The organism is Pantoea sp. alder81 (assembly GCF_020179835.1).
GTDB lineage: Bacteria > Pseudomonadota > Gammaproteobacteria > Enterobacterales > Enterobacteriaceae > Pantoea.
In genome coordinates, this window is the sequence record NZ_JAIUDA010000016.1 from 17290 (window position 1) to 43694 (window position 26405).

Here is a 26405-nt window from a genome sequence, read left to right on the forward strand (position 1 = left end):
TTATTCAGGAGGCTGATGACCATTGAGGGTGACCACGGTATGAATGACTTCAGGTGCGGTAATGGTCTGCGTAGTAGCGAAGTTCACGCTGAAAATCAGGTCCCGGCGGTACACATGCCAGTTTTCCGCCCTGTCTGAATCAAATTGTCTGGCGTAAATCATCAGTGCAGGCGCACCATCTCCCAGATCGATATGGCATTCCTCAGAAAGCGTGGTGTCGACCGCCGCACCGACTTTGCTTCTCAACAGAGGCGTGGGGGCCCAGATGGTTATCTGAAAATCTTTGATCTGACGCCTCAGTTCCCGGACAACATTATCTGACTCAACTTTCGATAGCGCTGATTTACGAAATGGCCGTCCCAGCGGCGTGTTCACCCGGCGTTCTGTCGGTAGTGGCCAGACGGAGATGTGCACACCACCCGCATCAATATCCGGTTGCAGAATTCCTGGCACTGGCCATCCTGGATAAATTTGAACAGGCGCGTTAACGATACCAGGTTCAGCTTCGCCCTGGGGGTAGATCGCTTCGGCTAAACGCTTTGCCAGGAAACAGGAAACATCATCGGCACTGGCCATGTCACACCGTGACCTTGAATGCAGTGAGCCGCCAGCCCATATCCGTCAGCTCGGTACCGGTAATGACATAACGCTGAGCATTTTCATCTGTAGCAAAATCCCCGGAATGGACGTGCAGGCCTTTATAGGCAGGCATCTGGATAAGATGCCATGCACCCCGCGTTTCGCCTGGCAGCTTCATGGGGCTGTGCTCTCCGATACGGCTCAGCAAAATACTGGCAGGCCAGTCCAGCAAAATGACTTTCTCACTGCCAGCCTGAGTGCCGCCATAATCATGCAGTCCCGCACCACCGCTGACTGAAGCAGTTCGTCTGAGGGTAATTAACCGTTCTGCTTTAACACATAAAATGGGTTGCAGCAGCGGCATGGCGGCTACATAAAATGTTCCTTCGGATGAAACCAGCATATCGCCCACCTCAAACTCCGCCGCATCAAAGATGCCTATGCGTGCAGCCTGTCCAAACCGCGCTGACCGCATGTAGCCGTAGTCGGTGGTGAAAGAGGCGCAAAGGAGCTGAAGCGGCTCGGCTTTCAGTGGGCTGAAGGGTGAAGCCGCCCGGAAGTGACTGGCGATCGTGCCCAGTCGACTGGCAGCTCTGCCATTACCCTGATGAACCCTGGCCGCCAGTTGCATTGCATCCATATCAGCTCCTGACCACATGCACGTTATCGTTGCCCAGCGACGGTCCAGGCGCAATGCCGAGTAGTCCACACAACTGACGCCGCCACTGGTTATAGAGTCGCGTGCGTTCGGCCACCTCGGAACGGTTTCGCTGCCAGACAGCCGCTTTATCCGTATCCAGATTGTCAGCGGCACGGGTGATACCACTTTCAAGACCCGACAGCGTAATAAGATAGTTCGCCACAATCGCTTCTTCTTCGGGGCGCAGCGTCTTCAGACGGTGAGCCAGAGTCTGTAACCGTCCGGATGTCACCTGCGCGTAGGCAACATCCGAACGGTCATCGGGTGCTGTGTCACCCAGCATCTGATAGCCCATATAACGACGCGCGTCTGCCTGCTGTTGGGGTGTCAGCATAATTGCCTCTCAAATTTCGGAGTGGATGGCGGACGTTTAGGCAAGCAGCAAACAGGTATGCTCAGGTTTGATGTTCTGACAGCCCCATGCCGCGGCGATTTCGTAGCGCACACGGCGGTACTGTTTGTACATGGAGACTTCGAATGACATGTTGGTGCGCGGGTCAGTGATCATGATGCGGTCATCCGCCATATCACCCTCCTCGGGCAACGCGGGTGCGCGCGTAGCCAGGATTAGCGCAGAGCGACTGAAGGCGAAGTTAGCGGTAAATTCACTGATAACATCGAATTTTGTTCCCGCCTTAACCTCTTCTCTGAGGCCTGGTGCAAAGATATGAATGCCTTCAGATGAGGTTTTTGCCACAACGTATTTATGCTTGCCCAGCACGACAAGCGCCCCTGGTGTAACATTCTCAGGTTCCGCTGGTTTGCCTTCAGCACCTTTAGCGAGGGTAATGATCGTGTCGCCGGCATCAATGTCGCCACCGACGGAGAGTTTTTCGGTTTTTGCCCCCGTGTTTTGTGCCACCCCCGCAGACTCACGCAGAGTGAAACCATGCAGCTCCAGCAACGTGCCCTGCGCACGCAGCGCGGTTGTACCAGCTTCATTGGCTTTGGTCAGCTGCGCCATGGTACGTAATGCAGCACCGGCAGTCGTATCGATAACACACTGCAAATCGCTCAGTGGTGCGCCGTTATCAGTGAGGATTTTGCGTACCTGTGCTGTATCCGTCAGGGTATCTTTAAAAGGGGTTTTACCCGGTTCGCCCGCGGCACGGGAGGCGCGACGGAACAGCTGCCCCAAATCCACTTCGATTTCATTGACCAGCGTACGCATCGCCTGAGTAACCTGGTCGCGGCGGATACCGTGATAGCCCGGGCCTGATTTAATGCCCTTCTGTTGTTCGCCTTCCCAGCGGAACGGCACCATACGGGATTTCGTAATGGCCAGTGGCACATTACCGATGTCCTGGTCGCCGTCATCTGGCGGCAGCTGGGCAGGCACCACATCTTCTGCCTGTGATGCAGGCGTCAGTGGAATTCGGATTGGCTGGTTTAGCGCTGCACGTTCAGCCGAGGCGTCCAGCGTAATAGATGGAATGAACCCGCACAGTTCGCGGGAAACAATGTCCAGCGACTGGTAAAGATCGGGAATGAGTTGCGTCAGGGTATTAGGCATTCAGGGATATCCTGTTAATCGGTGATTTGTACACCCGCGCACGCTCTATCGCTCTGCTCCTGTGGGCTGAGAGACTCAAACTGTTCACGGGTGAGGATGTTCGGATTGGTGTTGCCATTTCCCCCACCGGAGCCGCCGCCGGATGCGCCTGTGCCTTTGAGGATCTGGTCTTTGTATGGGTAATGCTCGACGAGGATGCCCAGTGCCTCATCGAATCCGGCCGCTTCGCCGGGCTTAATGGCACTGAAGATCTTGTTACCTTCACGGTCAAACGCCGTGACAGCGTCACCTACCACCTGGAAATTGCTGCCAAAGCGGGCTTCGACGAGGTCAGCGGGGATACTCATCTTTTCAGAGATAAATTTTGACCGGGCAAAACTGCCGCCAATTTTTTCGGCGGTCAGCTTCTGGCTCAGGTCATCGCGTTCTTTCACGATAGGCGCATATTTCTCTTCCAGTGCGCGAACCGCTTCGGTACGTACCTTTTCGACTTCACCGGCATCCACCAGCGTTTTGTCTTCCATATTTTTCACAGTTTCTATGGCCGCCAGTGCGGCAGCAGGGTCTGCAATGCCTTCGAACGTTTTCAGGGAAGTTTCGGCTGTCTCGGCACGCTCGCGGTGGGCCTTCGCTTCACCGTTCAGGCGCGAGATAGTCTGCAGGGTGCCTGGTGCATCGAACGCCACCTCTTTGCCGTCATCCTGCACATACACAGGCTTGCCATCGTTCACGACAACATTGCCGTTTTCGTCAAGTTTCAGTTTCATGGGGGTCATCCAACCTTAAGAGCCATCCGGCTCGTGACGCCGCGCTGCATCCGCAACTGCAGGCAATAAAAAAGCCCATGCCGGGGCATGAGCCTGAATGCGTTACACCGCCGGAACCGGGGCGGGTTTTTCTGTTCGTGGTGGTGGCATGGCGCGAATACGCCCCTGCTCGTCTGCCCAGCGAAGTTCACTGCTGATAAGGCCACGACGCTGAATTTCGTTGAACAGCGTCTCGTTGGACAGGGCACGTTCTTTGTGCATGCCCACAAGGAAGTCGGCTGAGGCTTCGGCCAGGGTCGTGGCGCCAAAATCGCTGAAAATGGTGACGTGGCCACCGTCTGGCTCGCCAGTCCACTCGGCCAGATACTGCAGGGCCTGAGTGGCGGCATCCGTCAGGTCACAGACCATGCGCTGCAGTGCACTGGTGCCCGCTTCGTTGTCTGCCAGCGTCTGCACGACGGTACGGTGGCCGGGTTTGATCACCAGCAGTTCCGCCCCTATCTGCCGCATTTTTTCCTCCAGATCGAGGATGTCAGTGCGCCCGGCCTCAATGGCTTTACCCGTGTGCTCGACGTAGCGTAAATCCGCGTCGTCCTCTTCTGACATGATGGCCGAAGCCGCACCGACAGATATCGGTGCATCACCCAGTTTTTTGCCAAATAACACGGGCACGCGTGCGACATGCAAAATCGTCTGCTGGTCACTGCGGGACTGCCAGTGTTCGACGTTGAGCCAGGCCAGTTCGGCCAGCGGCGGCCTGCCGTTCATAAAGCCACGCTTGTCCCCGTAAACCGGAACAAAGGTGATTTTCTGCAGGCTGGTTGTGCCTTCGTCGTGCAGCTGCCACTCCAGGGTGCTGGTGACCGGGTTCAGTTTCTCGCGATAGATGCGCCAGCGGCCCGGGTTCAGCACCCTGACCTGCTCAATGTCTTTCACACTGAATTCATTTTCCGGGTCGCGTTCACTCACGGTCTCGACAAAGCGCAGCAGTGTGAAAGTCTCCTGACCGTTAACACGCTTGGAGTCATAATCCAGCAGGCTGTTTGCCGTCACTTTCACGAAGTATGGCCGCAGTCCACGCTGTCGCTCTTCGGCCAGGGAAAGCGGCTTATCGGCAGGTGGGTGTTCCACCAGAATGCCGCAGAGCCCGAACGCCATGGCCTCTTCACAGATGTCAGCTAGAAAGGAGTGCAGATTGGTGCCCTGCAGGTCTACATCCGCGAACATGTCACGAATACGCGCAGGCACGACTTTTTCATCCCAGGTCACCGGACGGGAAAAGGGTTTACCGCTCAGCACTTCAACCGTGCGGGAGAACGCAGGAAACAGCGTGGCCGTATTCAGCCGGTTCTGGTAGAACGCTGCTTCCTCATTGGGCCATCTGGGCAGGTAGGTTTTGCCCGCCAGCCGCATCGCTGCCGTTCCGCCCAGCAGGGCTGAAATCATGGGCCAGCATCCGGCCATCGACTCAATCTTTGGCGATCGCTTCCGGACGTCGTTGCTCATACTGGTCTCAGGTCAGGCGGAGAAAGGACGAACCGTGGTGCCTTTCGGCTGGAACAGTTCGGTAATAGCCCAGACCAGCGCATCGAGACGGTCCGGAGATTTTTTAGCGGTGGCGGGCACGTATTCCAGCAGCTGGTTCTCGAGCTGGTAGAGGTTGCCGCGGTGCGCCACACGGCCCTGCTCATACAGCGCGGAGATGGGTTCAGCGCGGGCAAACTTTCCCTTACTGGCATGGACACGAATGATACGGCCCCGAAAGCCGGCATTGCGCAGCGTGTCCTCTGCCATGTCACCGCCCTGATTGGTCTCGATGACGATGGCTTCGGCCCTGTGGTCTTCATTCGCCTGAATTGCCCGCTTTGCCCAGCCGTTTGGAGAGTACTTGCCCGAGTAATCTGCATCAGCTGAAAACAGCCGATCGTTGCCACGACCGTAGGAGCTGGCCACAACAATACCGGTTTCGTCACTCTCTTCAGTGTTGGTCGCCTGCGGGTCAATGGCCACAACGGTGCGGGAGGGTTGCACCTGAATATCCAGCGCACGCGCGCCGGAAACCATCGCTTCGGTCCAGAGCGCCCCTTCGGCATTGAAGCGGCGCGGCCGCTGCATGTACTGCGCTTCCGCCGTGCGACGGTGTGAGAACAGGGAAACACGGTGCGACTCGTTGTGCTTGTAAGGCCACAGCCAGCCGTCAGGCAGGCCATGATCAACCGATAGGGCGTGGCTGTTTTCCGGGTACTGCGCGGAGTACGACTGACAGTTGTCAATCAGCACCGGAAGATTCAGGTGATGCCACTTCTCACCACTGCCCCCGCGCAGCAGATAACCGCTCAGGTCGTGGTAATGGATGCGCTGCATGATGACCACGATGGGCGTGGTCTCGATGGCCAGTCGGGAGCGAATGGTTTCGTTGAAGCGGGTGTTCACCCCTTCGCGAATGATTTCGCTGTAGGCGTCGTCAGGTTTGACTGGATCGTCAATAATCAGACTGCCCTGCCAGCCCGGCTCCATATGCCCGGCACGGAAGCCGGTGACCTGTCCCGCAGCGGACGAGGCATATACCCCACCGCCGTATTCGGTCCACCACATGGCCTTACTGTCGGCATCGTCGCGCAGCGCCATCGGCCACATAGCCTGATAAGCGGAAGACTTCACGATACTGCGCGTGGTTGATGAGTTGAGTAAGGCCAGGTTGTGGGAATAAGACAGGTGCATAAACCGCGCGCGGCGGTTCAGCGCCAGCCCGCGCCCCATCATGTTGATAGTGGCCAGTTCGGTTTTGGTGTAGCCCGGTGGAACGTTAATGATGAGGCGATGGATGTCGCCATCAATCACGCGGTCCAGCGTCTGCTGAATGATCTGATGGTGTGGCGCGACGATCATCCGGCTGCCTGTGCGCTGCTTGAAGAAGTAACGGGCAAAGTACATCCCGTCCTCTTCACACTCTATCCGGCGTGCAGCGGTCTTATATTCAGCAGTCGTCATCCTCTAACATGTCCCGCCGCGCCTGCCGGTATTCCTCGCGGGAGAGCAGCTTAATTTCAACAGGGCCACCCTCTTTACCCGTGAGCGTATGCGAGGCCTGTTCGCGGAAGGCCTGCACCGAGATGTGCTTGCCCAGCAGCTCAAGATTTTTCACTTTGTCTGGCCACTTAATTTTTTTGAGGATGTTCTCGATGGTGGTTTCGTCAAAATTGGTGACTGTACTGAGAATGTCTAATCCGCTCAGTGTGGTGCGCCATACCTTTGGCCACTCATGGACTGGTTTAAGTCCAGAGTCATCCTTTAGGATGTCGAGCACATCCATCTGATCGATTTCAACAAGCCTGTGAAGAACATAATCTGCATTAACTTCTGTTCTTTCGTTACGCGCTGATTTAAGTTCAATGATGCGTTTCGCTACATCAGGTTTTGACAGGTTCTCGGACCCCGTGCGATTAGCGGTCTTTTGGCTATAGCCCGCTCTGACTGCAGCTTGAGTAGCATTTAAATCAATTAGGTACTCGCGACAAAACATCTCTTGTTTGTCGGTGAGTTTCATTTTAAATGGGCTCAAAAAATGGCCGCTCAAGCGGCCGTGTTATCTTTGGAGCATCAAGAGGTATGGCATGAAAAACTACAAGTTCTGCATCCGTTAGCTCTAGAGTAACCAAGCCGTCTTGCTTCTTGTACTGCAGATGAACAATTTGTATAACTTCCAAGAAAAACTCTGTTCTGCAATGCGGGCAAGTAACGGCATGAATCAGTATGGACTTCATGATCACCATTAGCTTGTTGATTTCTATTAACATAATAAGAAGTCATTGGTTAATTCCAAAAGCTTAACTGAACATTCAGCCATGAAACCTTAGCGCTTACCTTAAAAAGAAATAAGAATAATCTGACCCTATCTTGAGCTTTGTCACTAAAAATTTAATTTATAGAATGAATTCAAATTCATACCTTTGAGTGAATGAGTAATGTAGCTAGGATACACGTCCATAGTTAGGAAATTACCTAAAGCTTTTTTGTTTTAGACTGATTGATCAAGGCCGAAAAATGTAAAAAAACAGGGTATGCCGTCGATACCTCCTACGGAAGTAAAAAAAAGCCGCACCCCTTACGGGTACAGCTTTCAATTTTTAATGCTTAACCCCAGCATTCACTTATCGATTGAAGTGTTTTCTACTGTAAACTGCTGTCTGAATGCGGCTTTTGATACGGTGTCTGGCGTGCTTCATTACTTCCATCCACTTGGGGTCAGCCGTGTTCCTGCTAAATTTTTCAAGCGCAATTAAGAGCTCATTCCATTTTAAGGCTTGCTGAGTCTTGTCTTTTCCGATGGTATCCTTCATGTGCTGTATGGTGTTGTCAACCTGATGTTTTACATCAGTAATGCTGGTTCCAGACTGGTGAAAAGCGGCCAGTTTTCTCAACCGGATAGCAAAAGCTTCAACGTCTAAATCTAATGCGTTCAAACGTACCTCTACTATTATTATTTTGTTCTTTAGTTGTAGTCGTTTTTATGCCATTTGATAGGTCGACATGAAAAAATCGTTCACTGTCTGTTTAATGCCGCCTATTACGTCAAGTCAAAATGTTGGCTTCCTGAGTTCCGTCCACTCCAGGTCATTTGAACTTAGCTAAGTTGTACACTGTAGGCTGATGTATGGTGAGATAAATGTCACAACCATTACATAAAAAATACTTTTCTTTTTATCAATTCAAAGTCGAACCAAAGCCATCCTAATCAAAAAAAATCGATAAATTAATTAGAAATTCTTAATTCAATATAACATGCATTCTGCACACACCTCAGACCACTAAAACATTAGAATTTATTGTTGTACAAGTTATTCGGTATTGTATAGGTTTGTCGGGCGGTTAGAGCCGCATGTAACGAATGATGCTTTGCATCGCCTCTGTAAGTGTTTTGGATTTCCACTTACAGAGGTATTTTTTAATTTGAGACCGAAACCCTGACGAACCAGTTAGGATTTATGGCATTTATAATACGTAGCTCGGTGTTTACTACTGCTAGCCGTGATATGTGAACCAGGCGATTTTAGTTTTCCCTGAACAAGCATCGTGATGAAAGAGTGACAGTTGAAGCTGCACTTCTTACATAAATGTCATCAACAAAATAACCTCTTATGGAGATTTCTGTTGCTTGGTATAGGAAGTGTCGATAGCAATGCTGACGCCTACCAAGCTGCACTGGGAATATAATTTAAGAGATGGCATTTGATATGACTTTCTGAACTTTTGCTGTGTGTAAAATCAAGTGAACAAGGATGTTTGTCTCCTCGCGTACCAACATAATATTGCCCCATGGAATGGGGCTTTTTTACTGAAACAAACTGAGGCATGCTCGTTATGACGTTTTACATTCCAGGGTAGCGATGCCAGCCGATGGCGTCTCAATCGTTACTTTCTTGTGAATTGCATTCCACAAAGAAATGGCCGCATCAACAAGAACACTGAAGTGCTCTTTAATGCTATCCCAGTTCTCACCTAATACATCTGCCACTGCCTGAAGTGCCGCCATTACGCATTCTTTTTTAGATTTACCAGCATTAACCTGTCCATGAAATGTTTTTTCAGCGTTTACGACAGCTTCACGCATAATTTGATAAAGCCTGAAACCATGATATGGGACGTTAAAGAGATCGAACTGGGATACACTGACGGAACTCATTACTGTATTAAGAGAAGTTAATTGCGGAGACATAATCAACCTTAATGATCTGAACTGCTTGATTTAGAGGTGGGATATCGAGACGCCGTAAAACTGTTAATTTTGGCAAGCGTTAGCTTTCTTTTATAATAGAAATTAACACAAAAGGTCATTACAGCGAGCAATATGCCAATTATGAGACTGAGTACACTCCATTGCTGTGGAGTCAGCCAAGACAGTATGCTTTGAAGCATGGCACCAGCCGAAAAGCTGTAAGCAACTCCGGTGGTTAGTTTACTCATCGGGTTATAACCGGTCTGGGTCCGGGCGGACTTGATGTGCCCGGAAATGCCTTGTTGAGGCATAAAAAAAGCCCTGACCAAAAAGGACAGGGCTGGAAATTTATCTATAGGGTCAGTGACCCATCGTTAGAACCAAAATAACACAAAAAATGGAAAAGTAAATAGCAAGCTATAATATAGTTCGATGATTAATAGCACGCTACTTTATAAGGCGATTAAGCTGCTTTTCAGCCCACGCTTCTTCCTCATCAAGACGCGTGATAAGACTGAAGTAGAGATTCTTGAGGCACTTGTTCCAGACATCACGGGATATTTTGTCTGTAATCTGAGTAAGCGCCCGGTACACCACGGTAGCCGGTATGCGTGAATACCCGCGCCCGTCACAGCGCTTGCAGTTTTTATAAACCGGAACGCCCTGGAGTGCAGTTTTCTGACGATCAATAGAAACTCCTCGTCCCCGGCAATCCTTGCAGGATGCGCGAGTGAAGCCTTTCCCCTGACATTTGACACATGCTTTTCCAGAATGCATCCCTGAACCATTGCAAACATGACATTTCGTTTGGGTTTGAGCGCTTCTGGACCAGTCTGAAAAAGCATACTGCGCGATGACACTAACCACCTTTCGGCGCTCTGACTCAGAGAGTTTGCTCATAACAGGATATCCACATGCGACTTTTATACCTTCGCTGCTGAGCAGCGACACGGCTCTTTCAACATCAGAAGTCATGAGAAATGTTTTACCGCAGAAGGCACTGTATCCCAGTGGAAAACGGCTTTGAAGAATCCCTGTAATGTTCAGGAAATCTTTAGATGAAAGCACATTCGCATATGGGCCATTGCCCCGCTGTTGAAAATTACACGTTCGTGGGTTCTGAAATTTAATAAGATGTTCAAGTTTCATCGAGAATAATCCTTCAGATACGATATCGAGCACACATAATCTGAAGGATTGAAAGTTCATTTTTCTGAATATATCGAGTGTATTTAATGAGCAGCACTATCTAAAAACCGAACAAGCATAAGATGGGGATATTCAGATTCATAAAAACACACCTGAGAATTGCGGCAGCTGTTATTTATGCTCCATCATTAAGCGCTCATGCACAACATTGAGTTTTATTTCGTCTGAATAGTTGAGCCCAAAATATGGACTGAGATATTCTGTTAATGCATTGAAAATTGAATCATCAAATTCATCCTCAGAAGTCACATAGATTTCGGTTGCCCATAGAAATGACTTACCATTTTCGTCAGTCGCTTGATTGTCGTAGGCCCTGAAAGTAAGACGAGCGTTATAATAAGTGTGATAGTTTACTGCTTTTCTGTAACCAGTGATGCCATAATTTGGTTCAACTACCTTGTGAGAGACGTAAGCATGCTGTTTGCGGTCATAAGTGGTTCGATCTCGAGTGACAACATCCGTTACTCCATAAATTGCCTCTTCATACTCATAGGTAGTCGTATGCGAATAAACGGGCGTGATCTCAACTCTAATTAACTGACGTGGATTGTCAGAATTTCCTTTAAGTTCATAGCCTCTTACTGAAAGAGATTGGTTAAGAGCCTTTTGAACATCAGAAAAAATCCTGAGTTTGCGCTTCGATTGATTAACTCCATATAAAACAGAGTAGTATGTACGAGGTATGTTTTGCCCTGCGACTTTGGGATTGGTTCTAGCATTGATGGTGATTGAGTCTTGTACAGGGAAGAAAAAAGCACAGCTGGTAAGTGATAAAATCAGTAAAATGATCGAATAAATTTTTTTCATTAATCCTCCACCATCAGCAGCTTTCACCCTAGCGGAAACGAAGTTCATTTTTATGAGTTATTACTTAGAAGCACCCTACAAGCTGATTAAAAACGGATATCTATCTGGATATACATATGCGAATTTTTGTAGTCGTGGCTCATGTTGCCAAGAAAAGTAACTAATCAGTGATGTTTATACGCAGCAAGTAAAATGTCTATAAAAACACTTGGTGCCAGATATTTATGAGAAGAAAACGGGAGAACATACCCCCTCATGTAGGGGGTAAAAATTCAAACTTTATGAATAAATCTACTGGATAATTTTTCCTGAGGAAGGTCTTTCCTGTCTTTTTTTGTCACCCGGCACCACATGCTTATCAGGGCTTCCCCCTTGTGATGACGGGGCACAGAACCTTTTTTCCAGCCGATAAGCGTAGACGCCACAACGTCAATTTCACTGGCAATACTTTGCAGTGAATACCCCGCGCGGTTGATATCAGCCAAAACCCTGAACCAGTCAATCTTATAAGCGTGAACTACTGGCATTTTCCGATTTCCCGGACCTCTACAGATGGATGAGTGCTTTTAAACTTCTTAAGCCCAGCTTGTTTGCACAGTTTTTTCTGTGATGATACAGCGTCTTCAGGCTAATATTAAAAAATGACGCTTGCTGAGCCGCACTCATACCCTTGACATAGCCATCGATGATCCGCATCTCACGGCATGACAAGCTGCAACGAGATTTTCTTAGAACAGGCTTATCAATTTTTTCACTAATTATGTGACTGATGTAAGCACCGGCCATTCCCGGGTGTAGAACGTAGTCAAGGACATTAAATCTTTTCAGTATTGCACGTCTTTCTGCATTCATAAGTTCAAGCCCATCAGTGAAAATCAATAAGTTACCATTCGCTTCTGCATTCAACTTCAGGAACAGACTGAACCAGAGAGGGAAAAAATCCTTATGACTGATAAACATTACTGCCAGTGAATACCACCCCTCCCTGCACGCTGATTGACGGTGCTCAAGCTGGCTTAAATCTTTCGCGAAGACTGTTTTTTTGCATTTTAAGAGGCTTTCAAATTCGATCAACCTAAAAACACCGCAATGGAGAATACTCTGCTCCCCAAACACCAACACACATTTCTCTCTGCCGAACATATTGATACTTCCTTTTAAAATCGAAGCACAAAACGTTAAAGCAAAATATTTCTATGTGGAAATCAATAAAAATCCCCAAAACCGACGATCGTTAAATTTTACTAATATATACAACTTCCTAAAAAACAGAGACCAACCTGAGATAAACTGATGTTGTGAATCATTATTTCTTGAGATGCAAACAGCTATTGTTATCTCAGTTAGGAGAAACACCTAGGTATAATTCGCCCCTGGGATTGCACTGGTGAGGTTATTTTTTTAACCAAAAAAACCACTTAAAATGAAACTGATTGAGTCGCTGAGGCATCCTAATAATTTCGACTAAAAAGCCATGCCGTATGAAAATGTCATTATGACTTTCATATCTAAACTTAAATTATGTCTTTGCAACACATACTTACCGATGAGTGTGAGGCGAAGCCTTAAATTTGTTACCGGATATCAGAACAATCGGTACAGGGAATGAACGGGGCTGATATGAATATAAAGACCTGACTTCATTTGTTTCTTCAAACGACAGCGTCGAAGTTTCCAGCGGCGATTTTATTGCTTCACTCGAAGCACTTAGTGGACAGCAAGTCACTCTAGGTAAAGTTAATGCACAATTACATGTCATTATTATTTTCCAGTACAGTTCTGTTTACATTTATTATGTTCTATTCACCTTCTTCAATATCTATAGTTAACGTGGATAGAACCCGGATTGTATTTAACAAACTGATACATCAAAATCAATCATGTTAAAAAATGATAGTGACCATCCTGCACTGGTCCTGATGCGGACCGACGAGGGTGAAATTGATAGAACCCCTGACAGTATCATACCCCCTGTTATCGCGCTCCCTCCCGTAAGCAAAGTGTTCGGTGGTGAACTTCGCTCAATAATGCTGATTGTAACCTCCAGAAGACAACAAAAAAAATAGGGCAAGAGACGCTTTACTGGCTCAGGATTTTCCAAAGTAATTCAACTGGAAAGGATTTTCTTGTTCAGACAGCATTTTGCAGTTACCGCTTCGATATTCTATCTCTTCAATGCCAGAGCTTATCTTTTAGTTCAACCAGCTGGGTTATTTGAAGACGGTATGAGTAAAACTCACAAATGCATCGCATTGCGTTCAGCTCGACGAAAATGCACACATTAAAAATGAAGTTTAATAATTAATGCTTACTTTGTCCTCCCAAAACGATTTTTTCATCTTGATTTGAGCCGCCCGGCTATCTATGAACACGCTGGGCGGTCTGATACGTGGAAGACTTAATATCAACACTCATATAAGGTGATTATATTGAGATACTCTTTTATTCAGTGATGCATGAATAAAGTTCCTCCCAATCTTTATTTAGGCTATGCCTGACCTGCAGCAAATCCCGGCAGAAACCGGCTTACATCCACTTCCATAAACTGTGAGCGCTTAAAGTCAGATTTAAGCTCATAGGGAACCGTACAATCATAGATAGTCTTGCAGGTAATCCCCGGTGCGCGTATGGAAGGACTAAAAGCCGGATGCTGAGAAGGGTCAAGCGGATGACAGCGGACGCCCGGTATAAAAATTGTATCAACATCACCCTGATAACGCGTCGTCATCGCCCATATGACATCGCTCAGATCAAAAATATCGACGTCTTCATCAACAAGGAAAACGTGTTTTAATTCTGAGAACGCTGAGAATGCCAGTAAAGCTGCCTGTCGCTGGCGCCCCTCATCCTGTGGACCTCGCTTATTAATCTGTAAGACAGCCATGTACTTACCGGTTCCCGGCGACGGGCAATGTACATTTTTAACCAAGCCCGGCAGCGCTCTTTCGACCATATCCAGAATGCTGGCTTCAGTCGGAATGCCGGCAAGATTCGTATGTTCGTCGCTCGGCCCGATGCAGGTCTGAAGAATAGGATTTTTACGGTGCGTTACGGCCTTAACCTTAATGACCGGCACGGCGGCCTGGGCCTCTCCGGTATAACCAGGGAATTCCGGCATCGCTTTACCGCTGTGCGTATGCTGGTCCTCCTGCACCCGGTAATCCGGTATCAGCTCGCCTTCAATGACAATTTCAGCATTGGCTATTGCCCTGGCGTTCACAGACACCCCCTGGACAAGCTCAACGGCGCGGCCCCGCAGGCCGCCTGCAATCGCCAGCTCGTCAAAGCCAAGAGGTGTGGTGGGTGGCTCAAAGCAAGCACCAATTTCAATAGCAGGATCAACGCCAATACTGATGGTGATGGGCAATGCCTGTCCGGCCTGCTCTGCTTTGATTCGGAACTGATCGAGATGGCGACCCGGCACGAAATACATTGAAATCTCATCACGACCCTGCACGCACAAACGATGGATGGTGACATCATGTTCGCCCGTTTCCGGGTCAGCCGCGTAACACATTCCCATCGTAAAATAGGGACCTGCATCTTCAGGCGTGTTGGTGGGAGCCGGCAGCAATGTGCGGATATCAAAATCATCATCCGAAGCGAGATGAACAACCTCCTGGCACACGGCCTGTTCTGCCGGGATCACCACGGGAGCAATCGCAGAATGTACGGATTTCCGCAGGAGCTGCGCCAGTTCTTCCTTCGGTACGCCGAAAAGGCGAGCGACACGCTGACGGGACGCCAGTAATCCGATTAAAACCCGGAAGTTGTCATAGCCTTTAATCGTGTTAAACACCATCGCCGGCCCCGTCCGGGTCGGCCGCATAACGGTACCACCGGCTCCCACATAGCGATAAACGCCTGACAGCTCAGCAGCGGGGTCAACCGGCTCGCTGGTTTCGACATATTCATTCTCGTATTTGCTGAGGATCTCCAGGGCAGATCGTAAATCGTAGGTCTGGTTAGCCGGCAGGTTTTGCTTGACGTCTGACATAATGACTCCTGAAAGGTGTTAGGGAAGTGCATGTTTACGGGCATGTGAAAATGCCACGCGCTCATCGGCTGAGGCCTTTCCAGCGCGTCGCGTCGGGCATATTGATGCCGAACTGATCGAGGACGCGCCCGGCAATGTGCTGTTCGACATCGGCAAGGGTGGATGGGTGGTTATACCAGGCCGGAACGGGGGGAATGATGCTGACTCCCATTCGGGACAGCGCGAGCATATTTTCAAAATGAATGGTATTGAGGGGCGTTTCACGCGGCACAAGCACAAGCTTGCGCTGCTCTTTAAGGATGACATCAGCTGCGCGGCCAATCAGGCCTTCCGCATAACCGCTGCGAATGCCAGCCAGCGTCTTCATACTGCAGGGGATGATAATCATCCCGTCGGTAATGAACGATCCGGAAGAGAGTGTTGCAGCCTGATCGCCCGCATTATGATACACATCTGCCATCTCTTTAAATTCGTTCAGGTGCAGACCCGTCTCATGCTCCAGCGTGGTCTTACCCCATCGTGAAATAATGAGATGGGTTTCCACATCAGGTATTGCACTGAGTTTTCTCAGGAGCGCGACGGCAAGCGGTGCACCCGTAGCGCCCGTAACTCCGACTATGATCCTCATATGTCATCCTTAAATCTGGCCGCTCTGTTCACACTGTCCGGCCTGTTTAACAAGAAGACCTGACAGTAATGACTTCGTTGATAACTTCCCAATCAGGAATTAACATTTATTAATAAGGGTTTGTTATCAGGTGGGTATGGATAAGAGAAAACTGGATTCATTTCTGGCGCTGGGGCGCACGCTCCATTTCGGAAAAGCGGCCGCTGAAGTCTGCATCACCCAGCCAGCCCTGACACAGCATATTCAGTCGCTGGAGCAGAGTTGGGGGATAAGGTTGTTTGAAAGAAACAAGCGCCACGTCAGCCTGACGCCTGCAGGAATGATGCTCATGCCGGAGGTCACCCGCACCGTGCATCAACTGGAGCGGTTATCCACCACGGTTAAGCATATTGCTGCCGGGGGCGCCACGGTCCTGAGGCTGGGTTATGTCGGAACATCTGTACTAGAGACGCTTGTTGTGAGCGCCATCAGGGAATTTCGATCATCCTCTCCGGACGTGCGCCTTGAGGCCAGGGAGTACAGCGTGAGTGAACAGTTTAGCCTGCTTCATAATGGTGAGCTGGACGTAGGGGTTATTCGTGGACCAATGCCTGCGGATCGATTTATCACCCACCGCCTGATACAACGGTCTCCCCTGATGCTGGTGGTCGCAGATAATCATGCACAACTCCGCGGGCCGTCAGTAAACATGGCGTTGCTAGCCGGGGAAACTCTAATTATTCAGGACGATCCGGAAGGCGTTGGGCTGGCGGGGACGGTGCTGAATCTTTATGGAGATTACGAGCTCATTCCTGCCCAGGTGGTCCGTGTACGCGATGTGAATACTGCTGTTGATTTGGCTGCTTTAGGGATGGGCGTCACATTCATACCGGCCTCTCAGCTGAGCGTTATACGCCGTGACGTTGCCGTTCTGGACATCTTCGACGCAAAACCAGAAACGTCATTATTCTTGTGCTGGAAGAAGGGGAATGACAGTAAGGATTTATGGCATTTCAATAAGCTGGTACAGTCAAAAAATGGTCAATCTTGACAATTATACTGGAATCGATTTGGCTACGGGACAGTTCCCCTCAATATTTTTGATGGCAAGTAGTCATCACGCAAACTAACTTCAAAATTATTATAGGGGCCTATGGCCCCTATTTTGTTAATAAAAGTTCATGATGGGGTTAACGATTCATTTTAAGCACGTATTTTACGTATTTCAGGATGAGTATTAACACCCCATAATCCGGCGAATGCGCTGACTATCGCACCAACCAGCAGACCTATGAATGACCACAATGATATTTTAGCCCCTACCCTAGCTGCCTCATCAGCTTTTTCTTTAGCCTTTTGTTTGAGATCTGCATACTGAGCTTTAGCATCATTTAAGTTCTTTTCAAGTTCATTCATACGCTGATTAAACTCATCAACTAGATTTTTCCTACCTTGAATGAAATTGTCAACGGCGGAATTTGCTTCGTCAGGAGTTAATTGGGTATTATCAGCTAAAGCTTTTTTTACCTCGTTTGGATCGATATTTTTACTGACAGTATCAACTCTTGATTTAAGCTTCTGATTCAGACTATCGATGATGGCATCGCTATTCCCCGGGTTAACTACAAGTTCTTTGACAGACTGAGCGAGATCTTTTCCTGCGGCTTGAAGTTGAGATTGAAGAAACTCTGGCTGAAGTTCCTTAATGTTACTCTTCTTAAGAGCATCCAAAACTTGTTTGTCTGTGTCCTGATTTGAGAGTTGAGTATCCAGGCCAAGTCGCTCCGCTATATTTTTACCAACATCTAAAGCACCACTTGCAGTCTTACCTGCTGCGCTTCCAAGACCACTTACAACTGAGCCTGTTGCTGAAGCTACAGAGCCAATTGCGCTACCCGCCATATTTAAAATCCCGCCAGCGAGCGCGAAGCCGAGTAAGGAGGCTACCAGCAAAGATGAAGCCCAAGAAAGAAATCCATGTATTGTCCCATCAGCCCCTGCAAGCCGACCAGACACAAACCCTCCGCAAGCTAGACTAAACACGATTGAAACTACAGACCAGATGATGACTGTTTTATCTGCACCGTTAATGATGTCATCAGATTTAGGGGATAACATTGACAACCCTAAGCTTGTCCCAAGTGTGGTGAGAAGAATAGATATAGCCAATACAGTGACAACACCTGCTAAGATGCTTCCCCACGAAACACGCCTTTGTAATACATTTTCTCTAACGATATCCATTTTATTCTCCTGATACGTAATACGCTTACTTGATCTTGAATATCAGCGTTCAATTATATCGTAGACAATTAATAACTTTCAGTTGTAAAACATTTCATTAAGAAAGATTATTTTTTATATCCCATTGATTTATATTGCTATTTAGGGTTGCCGGAACTGAAAATTAACTCTGACAACGTGTCAATCGCGAATTAATTCTACAGTCTTGATGGTAATGCATGTAAAACAACGAGTTGTAGATACGAGCAAAGAAAGTTGAGAGCAATTCTCTTAATGAAAATTTTAAGCATATCTATTACTTTCAATAAGATATGATTGTCATGATTAGTTGCAGTAGAATGAATAGTTTGAATATAAAACAATACAGGCTTAAGAGTTCTGCTGAACTCCTAATTTTCCGGAGCAATAGCATAAACTAGACAATTTCACAACTTGATCCAATTAAATTTAAATGCTATCAAAGATTGCTTACACTGAGATCATTTGATGATTACGTGATAGTTGTTACTCCAACTCCCAAATAAGGGAATCTCAGCAAAAACACTGAAAGTGGTGTTTTTACCTTCTTTCCCCTAATCTCGTGGACGATAATTTGCTTTCCCTGTTTCATACGAACGTCAATGACTTTAGTCATTGTGGCAAAAGTATAATCATCACGGGAAGAAAATATCTTACCTGTCAACTCACTAAATTCAGCATCATCAAGCTTAAGAATAATCATCAAAAAAATCCGGTTTTTTCATACAGGAATTATTCTAGCCTAAGTCTGGAAGTTCTTACATAAGATTCAATGGAAATTGGTTCAAGCTTATCCCCTATTTACTAAAAACCTACGCCGACGGTTATGTTCAATAAAGAATGAGTAACATCCACCTGTCACTATCAGTAAAGCACCTGTTAACGTTGCGGATCCGGGTAATGTCCCAAGTGTTATGAATACGATTATTATTGACCAAATGAGCGTTGTGTAATCAAAGGGCGCTAAAAGTGATGCATCAGCATGGCGTAGACTCAATGTTAAAAGAATCTGCGTTACTCCACCAAAAAGACCACAACCTAAAAGTAATAATAACTGACTACTATCAGGTATTTTCCAGCCAAAAATGAGGGTAAACATTGATGTCAATGCAGTCATTACTGCGAACCAGAACGCTATAGCGCCAGGATTTTCATTTCGATTAAGGAATCGAATCTGAATTGACGCGCCAGCTGTACAAAGGGCTGCCAGCAGAGCCAGGCATATGCCGATGACATTAATTGATGTAAATGACGAGGGTGTAAAAGACAGGTATCCTGATAGCATAACCAGAATACCCGAAAATCCAGCTACAACGGCAACCCAACGATGAAAAATCACTTCTTCACGCAGAAATAGAGCTGCCATGACTACAGTAAAAAGCGGCGCTGAATAGTTAATCAATGTGGCGTCGGAGAGCGATATGTAGAGTAATGATAGGTAACTGAGATACATTCCCCCCGTGCCGGCAAGCCCCCTTAGCATGTGACCGGAAACGTTTCGTGTACGAATTCCGCCTACTATGCCTCCACTCATGCTTAGCCACCCCAGCAGAGGTAATAGTGCAATTGCGGATCGAAAAAAAATGACTTCGCCTACAGGAATTGTTCCGTTTAAGGCTTTTACGCAGGCTAGCATCAGTGTTGAGCTGAGTGCTGCACCAAGCTTCATTGCAATCCCTGTTGATATACTGCTCATGAAATTTCCTGGACATTACTTACATAGACTGTTCTAAATCTAAACTAATAGAAAAAATTTGGATGTCGTTTCTTGCCACACTTAGGTATTTTAAGTGGGTTTTCGACGTTAGACTTAGCTTATATTCCTTATACAATGAAGTTCTGATGTGAGTTTTGGCACATTTTGAGTGGTCAGGTTAGTCCAGCACTTTAACCTTCTTCCGGTTAAAGTACTGAACTCATCTAATCATTTTTTAGGCGTATTGGTTTTCTAACATTGAAGGTTGAAGTATGGAATGTTTCATAGTACCAGCTAAATTTTCTAGCAAATTTTTAAGCATTTGCATGGCCAACATAACACTTTGCAAGTTGTAGTAAAGTGCAGCATCATTTTCAATGATATATTCTTCAAAATTACGCTCTCTAAGTAAGCTCATAGCGCCATTGATGTGTTCACGAAGATGGTTACAATTATTAAGATAAGTATCTAGAGCATTATAGCTCCCATCGGTCAGCTGAAGAAGAAGCGAATTGATATGTTCAAACCGTGCCATCAGCTCGCGGTGTTCCTTACTGTGCTTGATACTTATTAATATCCATACTGTCCGCCAGTTTAATTAATATTGACTAGAAACTTTGCCACTGGGCAAGGTCGTTCTGGCTAGGACCAATTTTAGTGGTGACCGGAATACCTTTTTTCAAAACTGGTAATGCAGTATTGTCTTGGTTTGATGAATTTGAAAAATTTTTTGGCAACTTAAACTGCTTAACGAGTTCTGAAAGTGATTGGGCTTGTTCTTGCAGAGATGAAGAGGCAGCAGATGCTTCTTCAACAAGTGCAGAATTTTGCTGGGTTACGTCATCCATTTGGCTTATAGCAAGATGCGCCTGGGTTATGCCGGTATTTTGCTCTTCTGCTGCTGCAGCTATTTCATTAATCAGATCATTAACCTGACGAAATGCCGATTTCAGTTCCGCCATATTGCTTTCAACTGTAGCTGCCTGAATAACACCTGACTCAACGAAGTTATATGATGTATCGATTAAATGTTTTATTTCTCGTGCCGCTTGTGTTGAGCGCTGTGAAAGATTACGAACCTCACCGGCAACGACGGCAAACCCTTTCCCTTGTTCACCCGCCCTTGCTGCCTCAACCGCTGCGTTAAGAGCAAGAATATTAGTCTGGAAAGCTATCCCCTCAATTAGCGCGACGATTTCGGTGATTTTTTTTGAACTCTGCCTGATTTCGGACATTGTAGTCATCATGCCTCCCAACGACTCAACACTTGCGTCTGAAAGCTCTGAAGCATTGCCTGACAGGCGGCTTGCTTGTCGTGAGTTATCCGCTGTCATACGAACTGTTTCACTGAGCTCTGCCATGCTGGCGGCGGTTTGTTCAAGGGAAGCCGCCTGCTGCTCTGTACGAGATGAGAGGTCTTCATTACCAGCAGCAATTTGCGCAGATGCTGAACTTACCGATAGTGAGGCATTGCTAACAGACCAAAGCGCAGCACTCATTCGGTGAAGAAGCTGATTGAAGGCTTTAGCCATCATTCCTACTTCATCTCTTCTACTTTCATCAGCGGTCACACTTAAGTCCAATGTTTCACCAGCACATTGCATTATTCCGCCAATAGCGTTCAAACTCCTTTTGATATACAAAATAGTAATTAAAACTAAGTAACCTATCAGGATGATTGCTGCAATGATGCTAGCTGACATAATCCATAATGTTTGTTTAAAAATAGAGTGATTCTCCCTACGCAAACCATCTGAGTGCGATATGTTGAGAGCAAGTTGCTTTCGGTAGCCCTCCTTCAATTGTGTTATTGCGCCGCCGATTCCGTTTTCACTCTCGAGTAATCCCAGCGTTGTATCATCCTGATGAGCCCTGGATGCTGTTAGAAACACAGGCAACCTTGACTCAACCAGGCGCAGGGTTTCCATTCCCTTTTGGGTCATGGCTCTGTCTTCGCCGCTTGAGATATCGTTTTTGAGGTAATAATTAGCTAAATCACGAATTTCACTTATACGCTTCGTAATTTCACTTTCCACCGCTGGCATGCGCGAGTTATCTGTCTGACTCTGATGCCTATATAAGGTGGTTGTTAGTTTATTGCTTAGATCAATGAGTTGCCCCAAATCCTGTATTGAAGGGATTGCATTGGCCTGTACGAACTCGAAACGGTCCTGAAACCCTGATAAAAGACGCAGGGAGACTGCACCTGTAACAACGATTGAAGCTGAGAGTAAAACGAAAGCCAGGGTAAGCCTTTGAGTGATGTTCATCATATTTACCTGGAAAGTTAGTGAAAATTTTCATAGCTTTCGTTTTATCGGCAAAAAGTGAGCACATAACATTTCAAATAAAGTGAAGAATAATCGCTCTTTTGTTCAATGGTTTTGATTTGTGTTCAAATTGTTCACTCAACATCCTCATTAATCGAACTTTTTACTTGGAGGGATTTGGTTTTCATCCACTCACGATACTGAGCTGGTGACATGTCCATCAGCTGGTTAAAAGCCTTACGGAATGCAGTATCTTCCGTATACCCACAATCTTGTGCCACCTTATGAATACTGACATTGGTGCTGACTAGCATGGTACATGCCATTTCAACTCGCACTCGGGTAATAAATTCTTTAGGCGTCTCTTGAGAGAGCTTTTTTATCCTGCGCTGTAAAGTACGTTCAGTCATGCCTAACACTTCAGCCAACTCAGAGGCGGTAATTGAAGGTTTCCGAAAACGAATGAATTCCTGAGCTCGTATTAGGAGTGACATGTTTTGATCAATGTTGGAAGGGTGTGGGAACAAAACCTGACGAAGTAAATCATTATCTCTAAGAGACATCTCGGTAGTCAGTCTTGCTACTTCTGATCCAGCTCCTTTTTCAATAATATGTAAGGCAAGGGATATCCATGAAAAGCACCCTCCTGTAGTGATTACCCCCCTATCCTCCTCTAGTTTCTTTCCTTTGACCGCATGGGCTTGTGGATAGCGCTCTTGTAGCATATGGCTTACCCACCAGGTGGTAGAATAAGATCGTTCATCAAGTAAGCCTGCTTCACCTAACACAACGCTCCCTGTTCCTGCTCCGGCAACCAAGGTTCCATCGTTATAAAGTGTCCTGAACCATTCGGCAGCAAGCTTGATACTCTCAATATTGATTGGTTGCAAATCGTGTCCTAATAACATACCCGGGGCAATAACGACATCGACTTTACCGGCCATCTTAAATGAGCTGTCTATGTGGATGAGTCTGCCTTCAGCATCCCATACAGGAGCACCATCGGAACTGACAACTAGGGTTTTAAATGCTCTGGTATGGAACGTTGATGCGTGCAGAGGGGACGACTCTATGGCCTTATTAGTGATCCAGAACATATCGGTCAAACCTGAAATGGCGGACAATACACTTCCTTCTAAAGCGAGTATGGCAATACGCATGATAAACTCCCTAGTATAACTGTCGCTTTTTGCGTGAAAAAAGTTTCTTTTTTTAGTTTCTTTAGTACAGATGAATCTGTTAGTGAAAATTCATCGTTAATCTACGGTTTTTTTTGGACTGATGATTAAGTTTCAAACACTTAAACTTTTGAAATTCACTTGTAAGTATTTTCCTAAATGTAAACATCAGCCGTAACTATATACTGCATCCTGATAAAAAATATTGCTTTTCATAATTCTTTTGAACACAATGTCTCTAAGGCTGCTACTGAACTATTGTAGTCAGAGTAAAGCCTTAATTCAGGACGCTTAGGTATGCATCTTTATCTAAGTCAATGAATATAATAGACTTATGTTTTATCAATTTACTTTCGTGTTTCAAGTTTTAAATCCAGAGTTAGCGTGTGTTTAACACACATATGAAAGAGTGTTTATAAATATATTTAAAATATATAATGAGCACTTAAAATTATCTAAGGCTAGGTGGCGGGATTTTTCGCCACCTAGCCTTAGCCATAACTCGTAATTCTAATCCCCTGAGTTCATTCCAGACTAATTGGCAAAAAAATAATTGGTCTTTTAATCAAATTGTGCATGGTTGGCGCTGTCTCCCACAATCTACCTTTGATGAACTTTGCAGGATTAATCATTCATTCATCCACACAAAAAACATAAAAAGCAGCTAAGCTGTGATTCTCGTTTGCATGATATAGCCTGTTCAGAACTATAAAACTTCCTAACCTAAGCACATAGATATGGAGCAAAACGAGTAAAGACTTTTGAAATTAGTGGTTTAAGAACTTTGATTTGATATTTAAACTTACTTTTTTGAGGATTTATTCAATGAGGCTACGCTCCCTTCAAGCACTCTGCTTGCTTAACTTTTTTATTGCTGACGTGCGCGACGGATTAGGGCCATTTTTAGGAATATTTTTGGTTTCACACAACTGGAAAGCTGAAGAAATTGGACTGATGATGACGCTGGGTGGTTTAGCCGGACTGATTGCCACTTTCCCTTCCGGTCTCATAGTAGACGCTACGTGCCACAAAAGAATGATACTCATTTTATCATCAATGCTTATAACACTGAGCACACTCGCCCTATGGTATTTCCCTACCACAGGCATCGTTACTACGGCTCAAATCATCACCGGCATTGCCGCAGCTATTGTCGCACCAGCGATCACTGGATTGACATTAGGCATCACTGGACAGAAGAATTTCTTGAAACAGATGGGCCGAAACGAAGCATTCAATCATAGTGGCAATATGTCAGTGGCTCTTATTGCCGCGGTTACATGCTGGATCTGGGGTACGGACTCCGTATTCATACTCATGACAGCAATGGCTACGTGTGCAATCGTATGCACATTCGCAATTAACAAAAATGATGTCGATCATGATGTGGCTAGAGGAATCAACTCAAGCGAAGGAACTGCAGTTTCCGTTTCGGTAATGGGGTTGCTAAAGCGGCCAGAACTTATTGTCATAGGAGTTACGTTACTTCTCTTTCATCTGGCCAATGCAGCTCAATTACCGTTATTGAGTATGCAATTTGCCTCCTCTCACATGAACTCATTATTGACTCCTGGCACCTATGCAGCGCTCACAGTGGCCATTTCTCAGGCGGTGATGATTCCTGTTGCATTGGTTACTGCAAGGTATGCATCAACATTTGGATATTCAAATTTGTTCGTTGTTGCACTGATAGTGCTGCCAATACGTGCAGCAATTGCATGTTTATGGAGTGATGAATTCATCATCTTTCCTGTACAGATACTTGATGGGATTTCGGCCGGAATTCTGGGGGTAGCTGTTCCAGGGCTAATAGCATCAATGTTTAATGGTACAGGCCACATAAATGCAGTGCTAGGAATTGTTATGCTACTACAAGGCGTGGGGGCTTCACTTAGTCCGGGTTTGGCAGGTTATATAGTGAGTAACAAAACATGGAGTTTCGCTTTTGCCAGTTTAAGTTTAATTGCGCTTTTTGCACTTGCAATATGGATTGTTTTTGGCCGACGATACAAGCTCAACAAAAATTAAGCGGATCCAGTCCGCTGTTAATGCGCTCTGAGCAATAAGTGTATACCAGCTGAATTCTCCTGATTACATAAGTAGTCTTGTGTCTAACCCAGTCTGAACAACAAAACGTAAAAGGCCGCCAATGGGCGGCCGTTTCAGACACATCATTTGCTGTCATGCGTTATTTGTATACAACGGCGGTCGCCACGAAGTTAGGTCCCTTTTCTGTGGCGGCAGTTATTACGTAGTATTTTCCACCTTTCTCGTCAGCCAGAGAAGAGAGCTTGTCGTGTAAGTCCGACGGGGATGAGACTTCGCCCCCTGACTGGGATACATGGATGTTACCAACTTTAGTTAACTTGAAATGTTTAACTTCTTCTTTTGTTATTAATTGAGCTGCACTTGCTCCAAAGGCTAAGACTGAAAGTGTTAAAGCTATGATTATTCTACGCATCATCAGATTTACCTTGTAGTTAGGAAAGTGGTTGTTAGATACATTGTTGCTATTGAAATATAGAACAGAATTTGATTAGTTGATCTGCTCCCCGTTAACTAACACGGTATACTGTAAGCAATTTCCCCAGATCGCTCATACCGGACCTGTGGCTAAATTATTCACCACGCATCACTTAACCCTATCACCCGCCTCTAAACCTCTCTGGTATCTCACAATCAACACTCGGCATGATTGTGATGTCGCGTTATGCTGAGGAGTGCTTATGCCCTCGCCGCTACACTGCTGCCCAGAGATGTCACACCTTAAGAAAAATACTTAATCCATAAATCTGGGAGGGGTCTATTATATTTTTCTAATTTCTGGGTGGGTGACAGATGACCCTAATAATAAGGGACACCCTTTAATAATAATTACACTTTTATTTATCATTAAAAAAATCTGATGGAAGTTGGCCTGGTGGCTTGTTGATAACCTCATCGTTATCGGGGCCTTCATTTTTCATATACGTCACTCTGATCCTACCCACGTAATGTGGACACGGCCCTAAGCGAGATTCAGATTTTCAAATTGTTCCGGGCTGAGTCCCCCACAGGCACTGTGGCGGCGCCACCGATTGTAATCACACTCGATATAATTAAAC

At 46.4% G+C, this 26405-nt stretch carries 27 protein-coding genes and 2 pseudogenes; 4 read left to right on the forward strand and 25 right to left on the reverse strand.

Translation table 11 applies throughout. From position 1 onward, the window contains the following. The 15 genes from LBW88_RS25425 to LBW88_RS25495 form a co-directional block, all read right to left on the reverse strand. A complete protein-coding gene (locus tag LBW88_RS25425) occupies positions 1-576 on the reverse strand; it encodes a hypothetical protein (protein ID WP_224935369.1) in 576 nt (191 codons plus the stop codon). A gap of 1 nt (position 577) precedes the next feature. Continuing rightward, a complete protein-coding gene (locus tag LBW88_RS25430; RefSeq protein ID WP_224935372.1) occupies positions 578-1219 on the reverse strand; it encodes a hypothetical protein in 642 nt (213 codons plus the stop codon). 1 nt (position 1220) lies between these two features. Next, complete coding sequence (locus LBW88_RS25435) at positions 1221-1613, reverse strand: hypothetical protein (RefSeq protein WP_224935375.1); 393 nt, start codon at positions 1611-1613, stop codon at positions 1221-1223. Between the two features lie 36 nt (positions 1614-1649). Then, positions 1650-2792 carry a P22 phage major capsid protein family protein gene (locus LBW88_RS25440; protein ID WP_224935377.1) on the reverse strand — a complete coding sequence of 381 codons (1143 nt, stop codon included), beginning with the start codon at positions 2790-2792 and terminating at the stop codon, positions 1650-1652. Between the two features lie 14 nt (positions 2793-2806). Then, positions 2807-3559 carry a DUF6651 domain-containing protein gene (locus LBW88_RS25445; protein WP_224935379.1) on the reverse strand — a complete coding sequence of 251 codons (753 nt, stop codon included), beginning with the start codon at positions 3557-3559 and terminating at the stop codon, positions 2807-2809. A 102-nt stretch (positions 3560-3661) separates the two neighbouring features. After that, on the reverse strand, positions 3662-5065 hold the full coding sequence (locus tag LBW88_RS25450) for a DUF4055 domain-containing protein (RefSeq protein ID WP_224935382.1): 1404 nt from the start codon (positions 5063-5065) through the stop codon (positions 3662-3664). A 12-nt stretch (positions 5066-5077) separates the two neighbouring features. Continuing rightward, positions 5078-6550, reverse strand: coding sequence for a DNA-packaging protein (locus LBW88_RS25455; protein ID WP_224935385.1), 1473 nt, complete (start codon positions 6548-6550; stop codon positions 5078-5080). Further along, the gene (locus tag LBW88_RS25460; RefSeq protein ID WP_224935387.1) at positions 6537-7106 is read right to left on the reverse strand and encodes a terminase small subunit; all 570 of its coding nucleotides are present in this window, start codon (positions 7104-7106) and stop codon (positions 6537-6539) included. Before LBW88_RS25460 ends, LBW88_RS25455 begins: the two co-directional genes overlap by 14 nt. A gap of 604 nt (positions 7107-7710) precedes the next feature. Next, positions 7711-8022 carry a hypothetical protein gene (locus LBW88_RS25465; protein ID WP_224935390.1) on the reverse strand — a complete coding sequence of 104 codons (312 nt, stop codon included), beginning with the start codon at positions 8020-8022 and terminating at the stop codon, positions 7711-7713. A gap of 896 nt (positions 8023-8918) precedes the next feature. Beyond that, the gene (locus LBW88_RS25470; protein ID WP_224935393.1) at positions 8919-9275 is read right to left on the reverse strand and encodes a hypothetical protein; all 357 of its coding nucleotides are present in this window, start codon (positions 9273-9275) and stop codon (positions 8919-8921) included. 8 nt (positions 9276-9283) lie between these two features. Continuing rightward, a complete protein-coding gene (locus LBW88_RS25475) occupies positions 9284-9586 on the reverse strand; it encodes a phage holin (protein ID WP_320442549.1) in 303 nt (100 codons plus the stop codon). A gap of 136 nt (positions 9587-9722) precedes the next feature. Next, complete coding sequence (locus tag LBW88_RS25480; protein ID WP_224935395.1) at positions 9723-10424, reverse strand: antitermination protein; 702 nt, start codon at positions 10422-10424, stop codon at positions 9723-9725. Between the two features lie 171 nt (positions 10425-10595). Continuing rightward, complete coding sequence (locus LBW88_RS25485) at positions 10596-11291, reverse strand: hypothetical protein (protein WP_224935398.1); 696 nt, start codon at positions 11289-11291, stop codon at positions 10596-10598. A gap of 272 nt (positions 11292-11563) precedes the next feature. After that, the gene (locus LBW88_RS25490; protein ID WP_224935401.1) at positions 11564-11818 is read right to left on the reverse strand and encodes a hypothetical protein; all 255 of its coding nucleotides are present in this window, start codon (positions 11816-11818) and stop codon (positions 11564-11566) included. 19 nt (positions 11819-11837) lie between these two features. Continuing rightward, positions 11838-12434, reverse strand: coding sequence for a helix-turn-helix transcriptional regulator (locus LBW88_RS25495; protein ID WP_224935403.1), 597 nt, complete (start codon positions 12432-12434; stop codon positions 11838-11840). 413 nt (positions 12435-12847) lie between these two features. Here LBW88_RS25495 and LBW88_RS25500 point away from each other — a divergent pair. Beyond that, positions 12848-13120 (forward strand): annotated as a pseudogene (locus LBW88_RS25500) (hypothetical protein); the annotation flags it as partial. Positions 13121-13165: 45 nt separating this feature from the next. Further along, a pseudogene (locus tag LBW88_RS26690) lies at positions 13166-13357 on the forward strand (fimbria/pilus periplasmic chaperone); the annotation flags it as partial. Positions 13358-13779: 422 nt separating this feature from the next. Here the strand turns inward: LBW88_RS26690 and LBW88_RS25510 are convergent. Both LBW88_RS25510 and LBW88_RS25515 read right to left on the reverse strand, forming a co-directional pair. Next, positions 13780-15288 (reverse strand): UbiD family decarboxylase, encoded by a 1509-nt coding sequence (locus LBW88_RS25510; RefSeq protein ID WP_224935410.1) that lies wholly within the window; start codon positions 15286-15288, stop codon positions 13780-13782. A gap of 61 nt (positions 15289-15349) precedes the next feature. Further along, the gene (locus tag LBW88_RS25515; protein WP_224935412.1) at positions 15350-15916 is read right to left on the reverse strand and encodes a UbiX family flavin prenyltransferase; all 567 of its coding nucleotides are present in this window, start codon (positions 15914-15916) and stop codon (positions 15350-15352) included. 136 nt (positions 15917-16052) lie between these two features. On the opposite strand from LBW88_RS25515, the gene LBW88_RS25520 reads away from it, so the two are divergent. Further along, positions 16053-16946, forward strand: coding sequence for a LysR family transcriptional regulator (locus tag LBW88_RS25520; RefSeq protein WP_224935413.1), 894 nt, complete (start codon positions 16053-16055; stop codon positions 16944-16946). A 152-nt stretch (positions 16947-17098) separates the two neighbouring features. Here the strand turns inward: LBW88_RS25520 and LBW88_RS25525 are convergent, their stop codons facing one another. The 6 genes from LBW88_RS25525 to LBW88_RS25550 form a co-directional block, all read right to left on the reverse strand. Continuing rightward, positions 17099-18139 (reverse strand): CAP-Gly protein, encoded by a 1041-nt coding sequence (locus LBW88_RS25525; protein ID WP_224935415.1) that lies wholly within the window; start codon positions 18137-18139, stop codon positions 17099-17101. 490 nt (positions 18140-18629) lie between these two features. After that, a complete protein-coding gene (locus tag LBW88_RS25530) occupies positions 18630-18860 on the reverse strand; it encodes a hypothetical protein (protein ID WP_224935418.1) in 231 nt (76 codons plus the stop codon). A gap of 87 nt (positions 18861-18947) precedes the next feature. After that, the gene (locus LBW88_RS25535; protein WP_224935420.1) at positions 18948-19853 is read right to left on the reverse strand and encodes a DMT family transporter; all 906 of its coding nucleotides are present in this window, start codon (positions 19851-19853) and stop codon (positions 18948-18950) included. 235 nt (positions 19854-20088) lie between these two features. Continuing rightward, positions 20089-20388, reverse strand: a complete 300-nt coding sequence (locus tag LBW88_RS25540; RefSeq protein ID WP_224935422.1) for a hypothetical protein — start codon at positions 20386-20388, stop codon at positions 20089-20091. Between the two features lie 73 nt (positions 20389-20461). Beyond that, entirely contained in the window at positions 20462-22123 is a 1662-nt protein-coding gene (locus tag LBW88_RS25545; protein WP_224935424.1) for a methyl-accepting chemotaxis protein, read from the reverse strand. Positions 22124-22257: 134 nt separating this feature from the next. Next, on the reverse strand, positions 22258-23283 hold the full coding sequence (locus tag LBW88_RS25550) for a GlxA family transcriptional regulator (RefSeq protein ID WP_224935427.1): 1026 nt from the start codon (positions 23281-23283) through the stop codon (positions 22258-22260). An 843-nt stretch (positions 23284-24126) separates the two neighbouring features. On the opposite strand from LBW88_RS25550, the gene LBW88_RS25555 reads away from it, so the two are divergent. Further along, complete coding sequence (locus LBW88_RS25555; RefSeq protein WP_224935429.1) at positions 24127-25329, forward strand: MFS transporter; 1203 nt, start codon at positions 24127-24129, stop codon at positions 25327-25329. A gap of 160 nt (positions 25330-25489) precedes the next feature. Here LBW88_RS25555 and LBW88_RS25560 read toward each other — a convergent pair whose 3' ends face one another. Together LBW88_RS25560 and LBW88_RS25565 are read right to left on the reverse strand one after the other, a co-directional pair. Continuing rightward, positions 25490-25762, reverse strand: coding sequence for a DUF1471 domain-containing protein (locus tag LBW88_RS25560; protein WP_224935435.1), 273 nt, complete (start codon positions 25760-25762; stop codon positions 25490-25492). Positions 25763-26308: 546 nt separating this feature from the next. Beyond that, the coding region (locus LBW88_RS25565; protein ID WP_224933018.1) for an IS3 family transposase at positions 26309-26405 on the reverse strand (97 nt) is incomplete at its 5' end.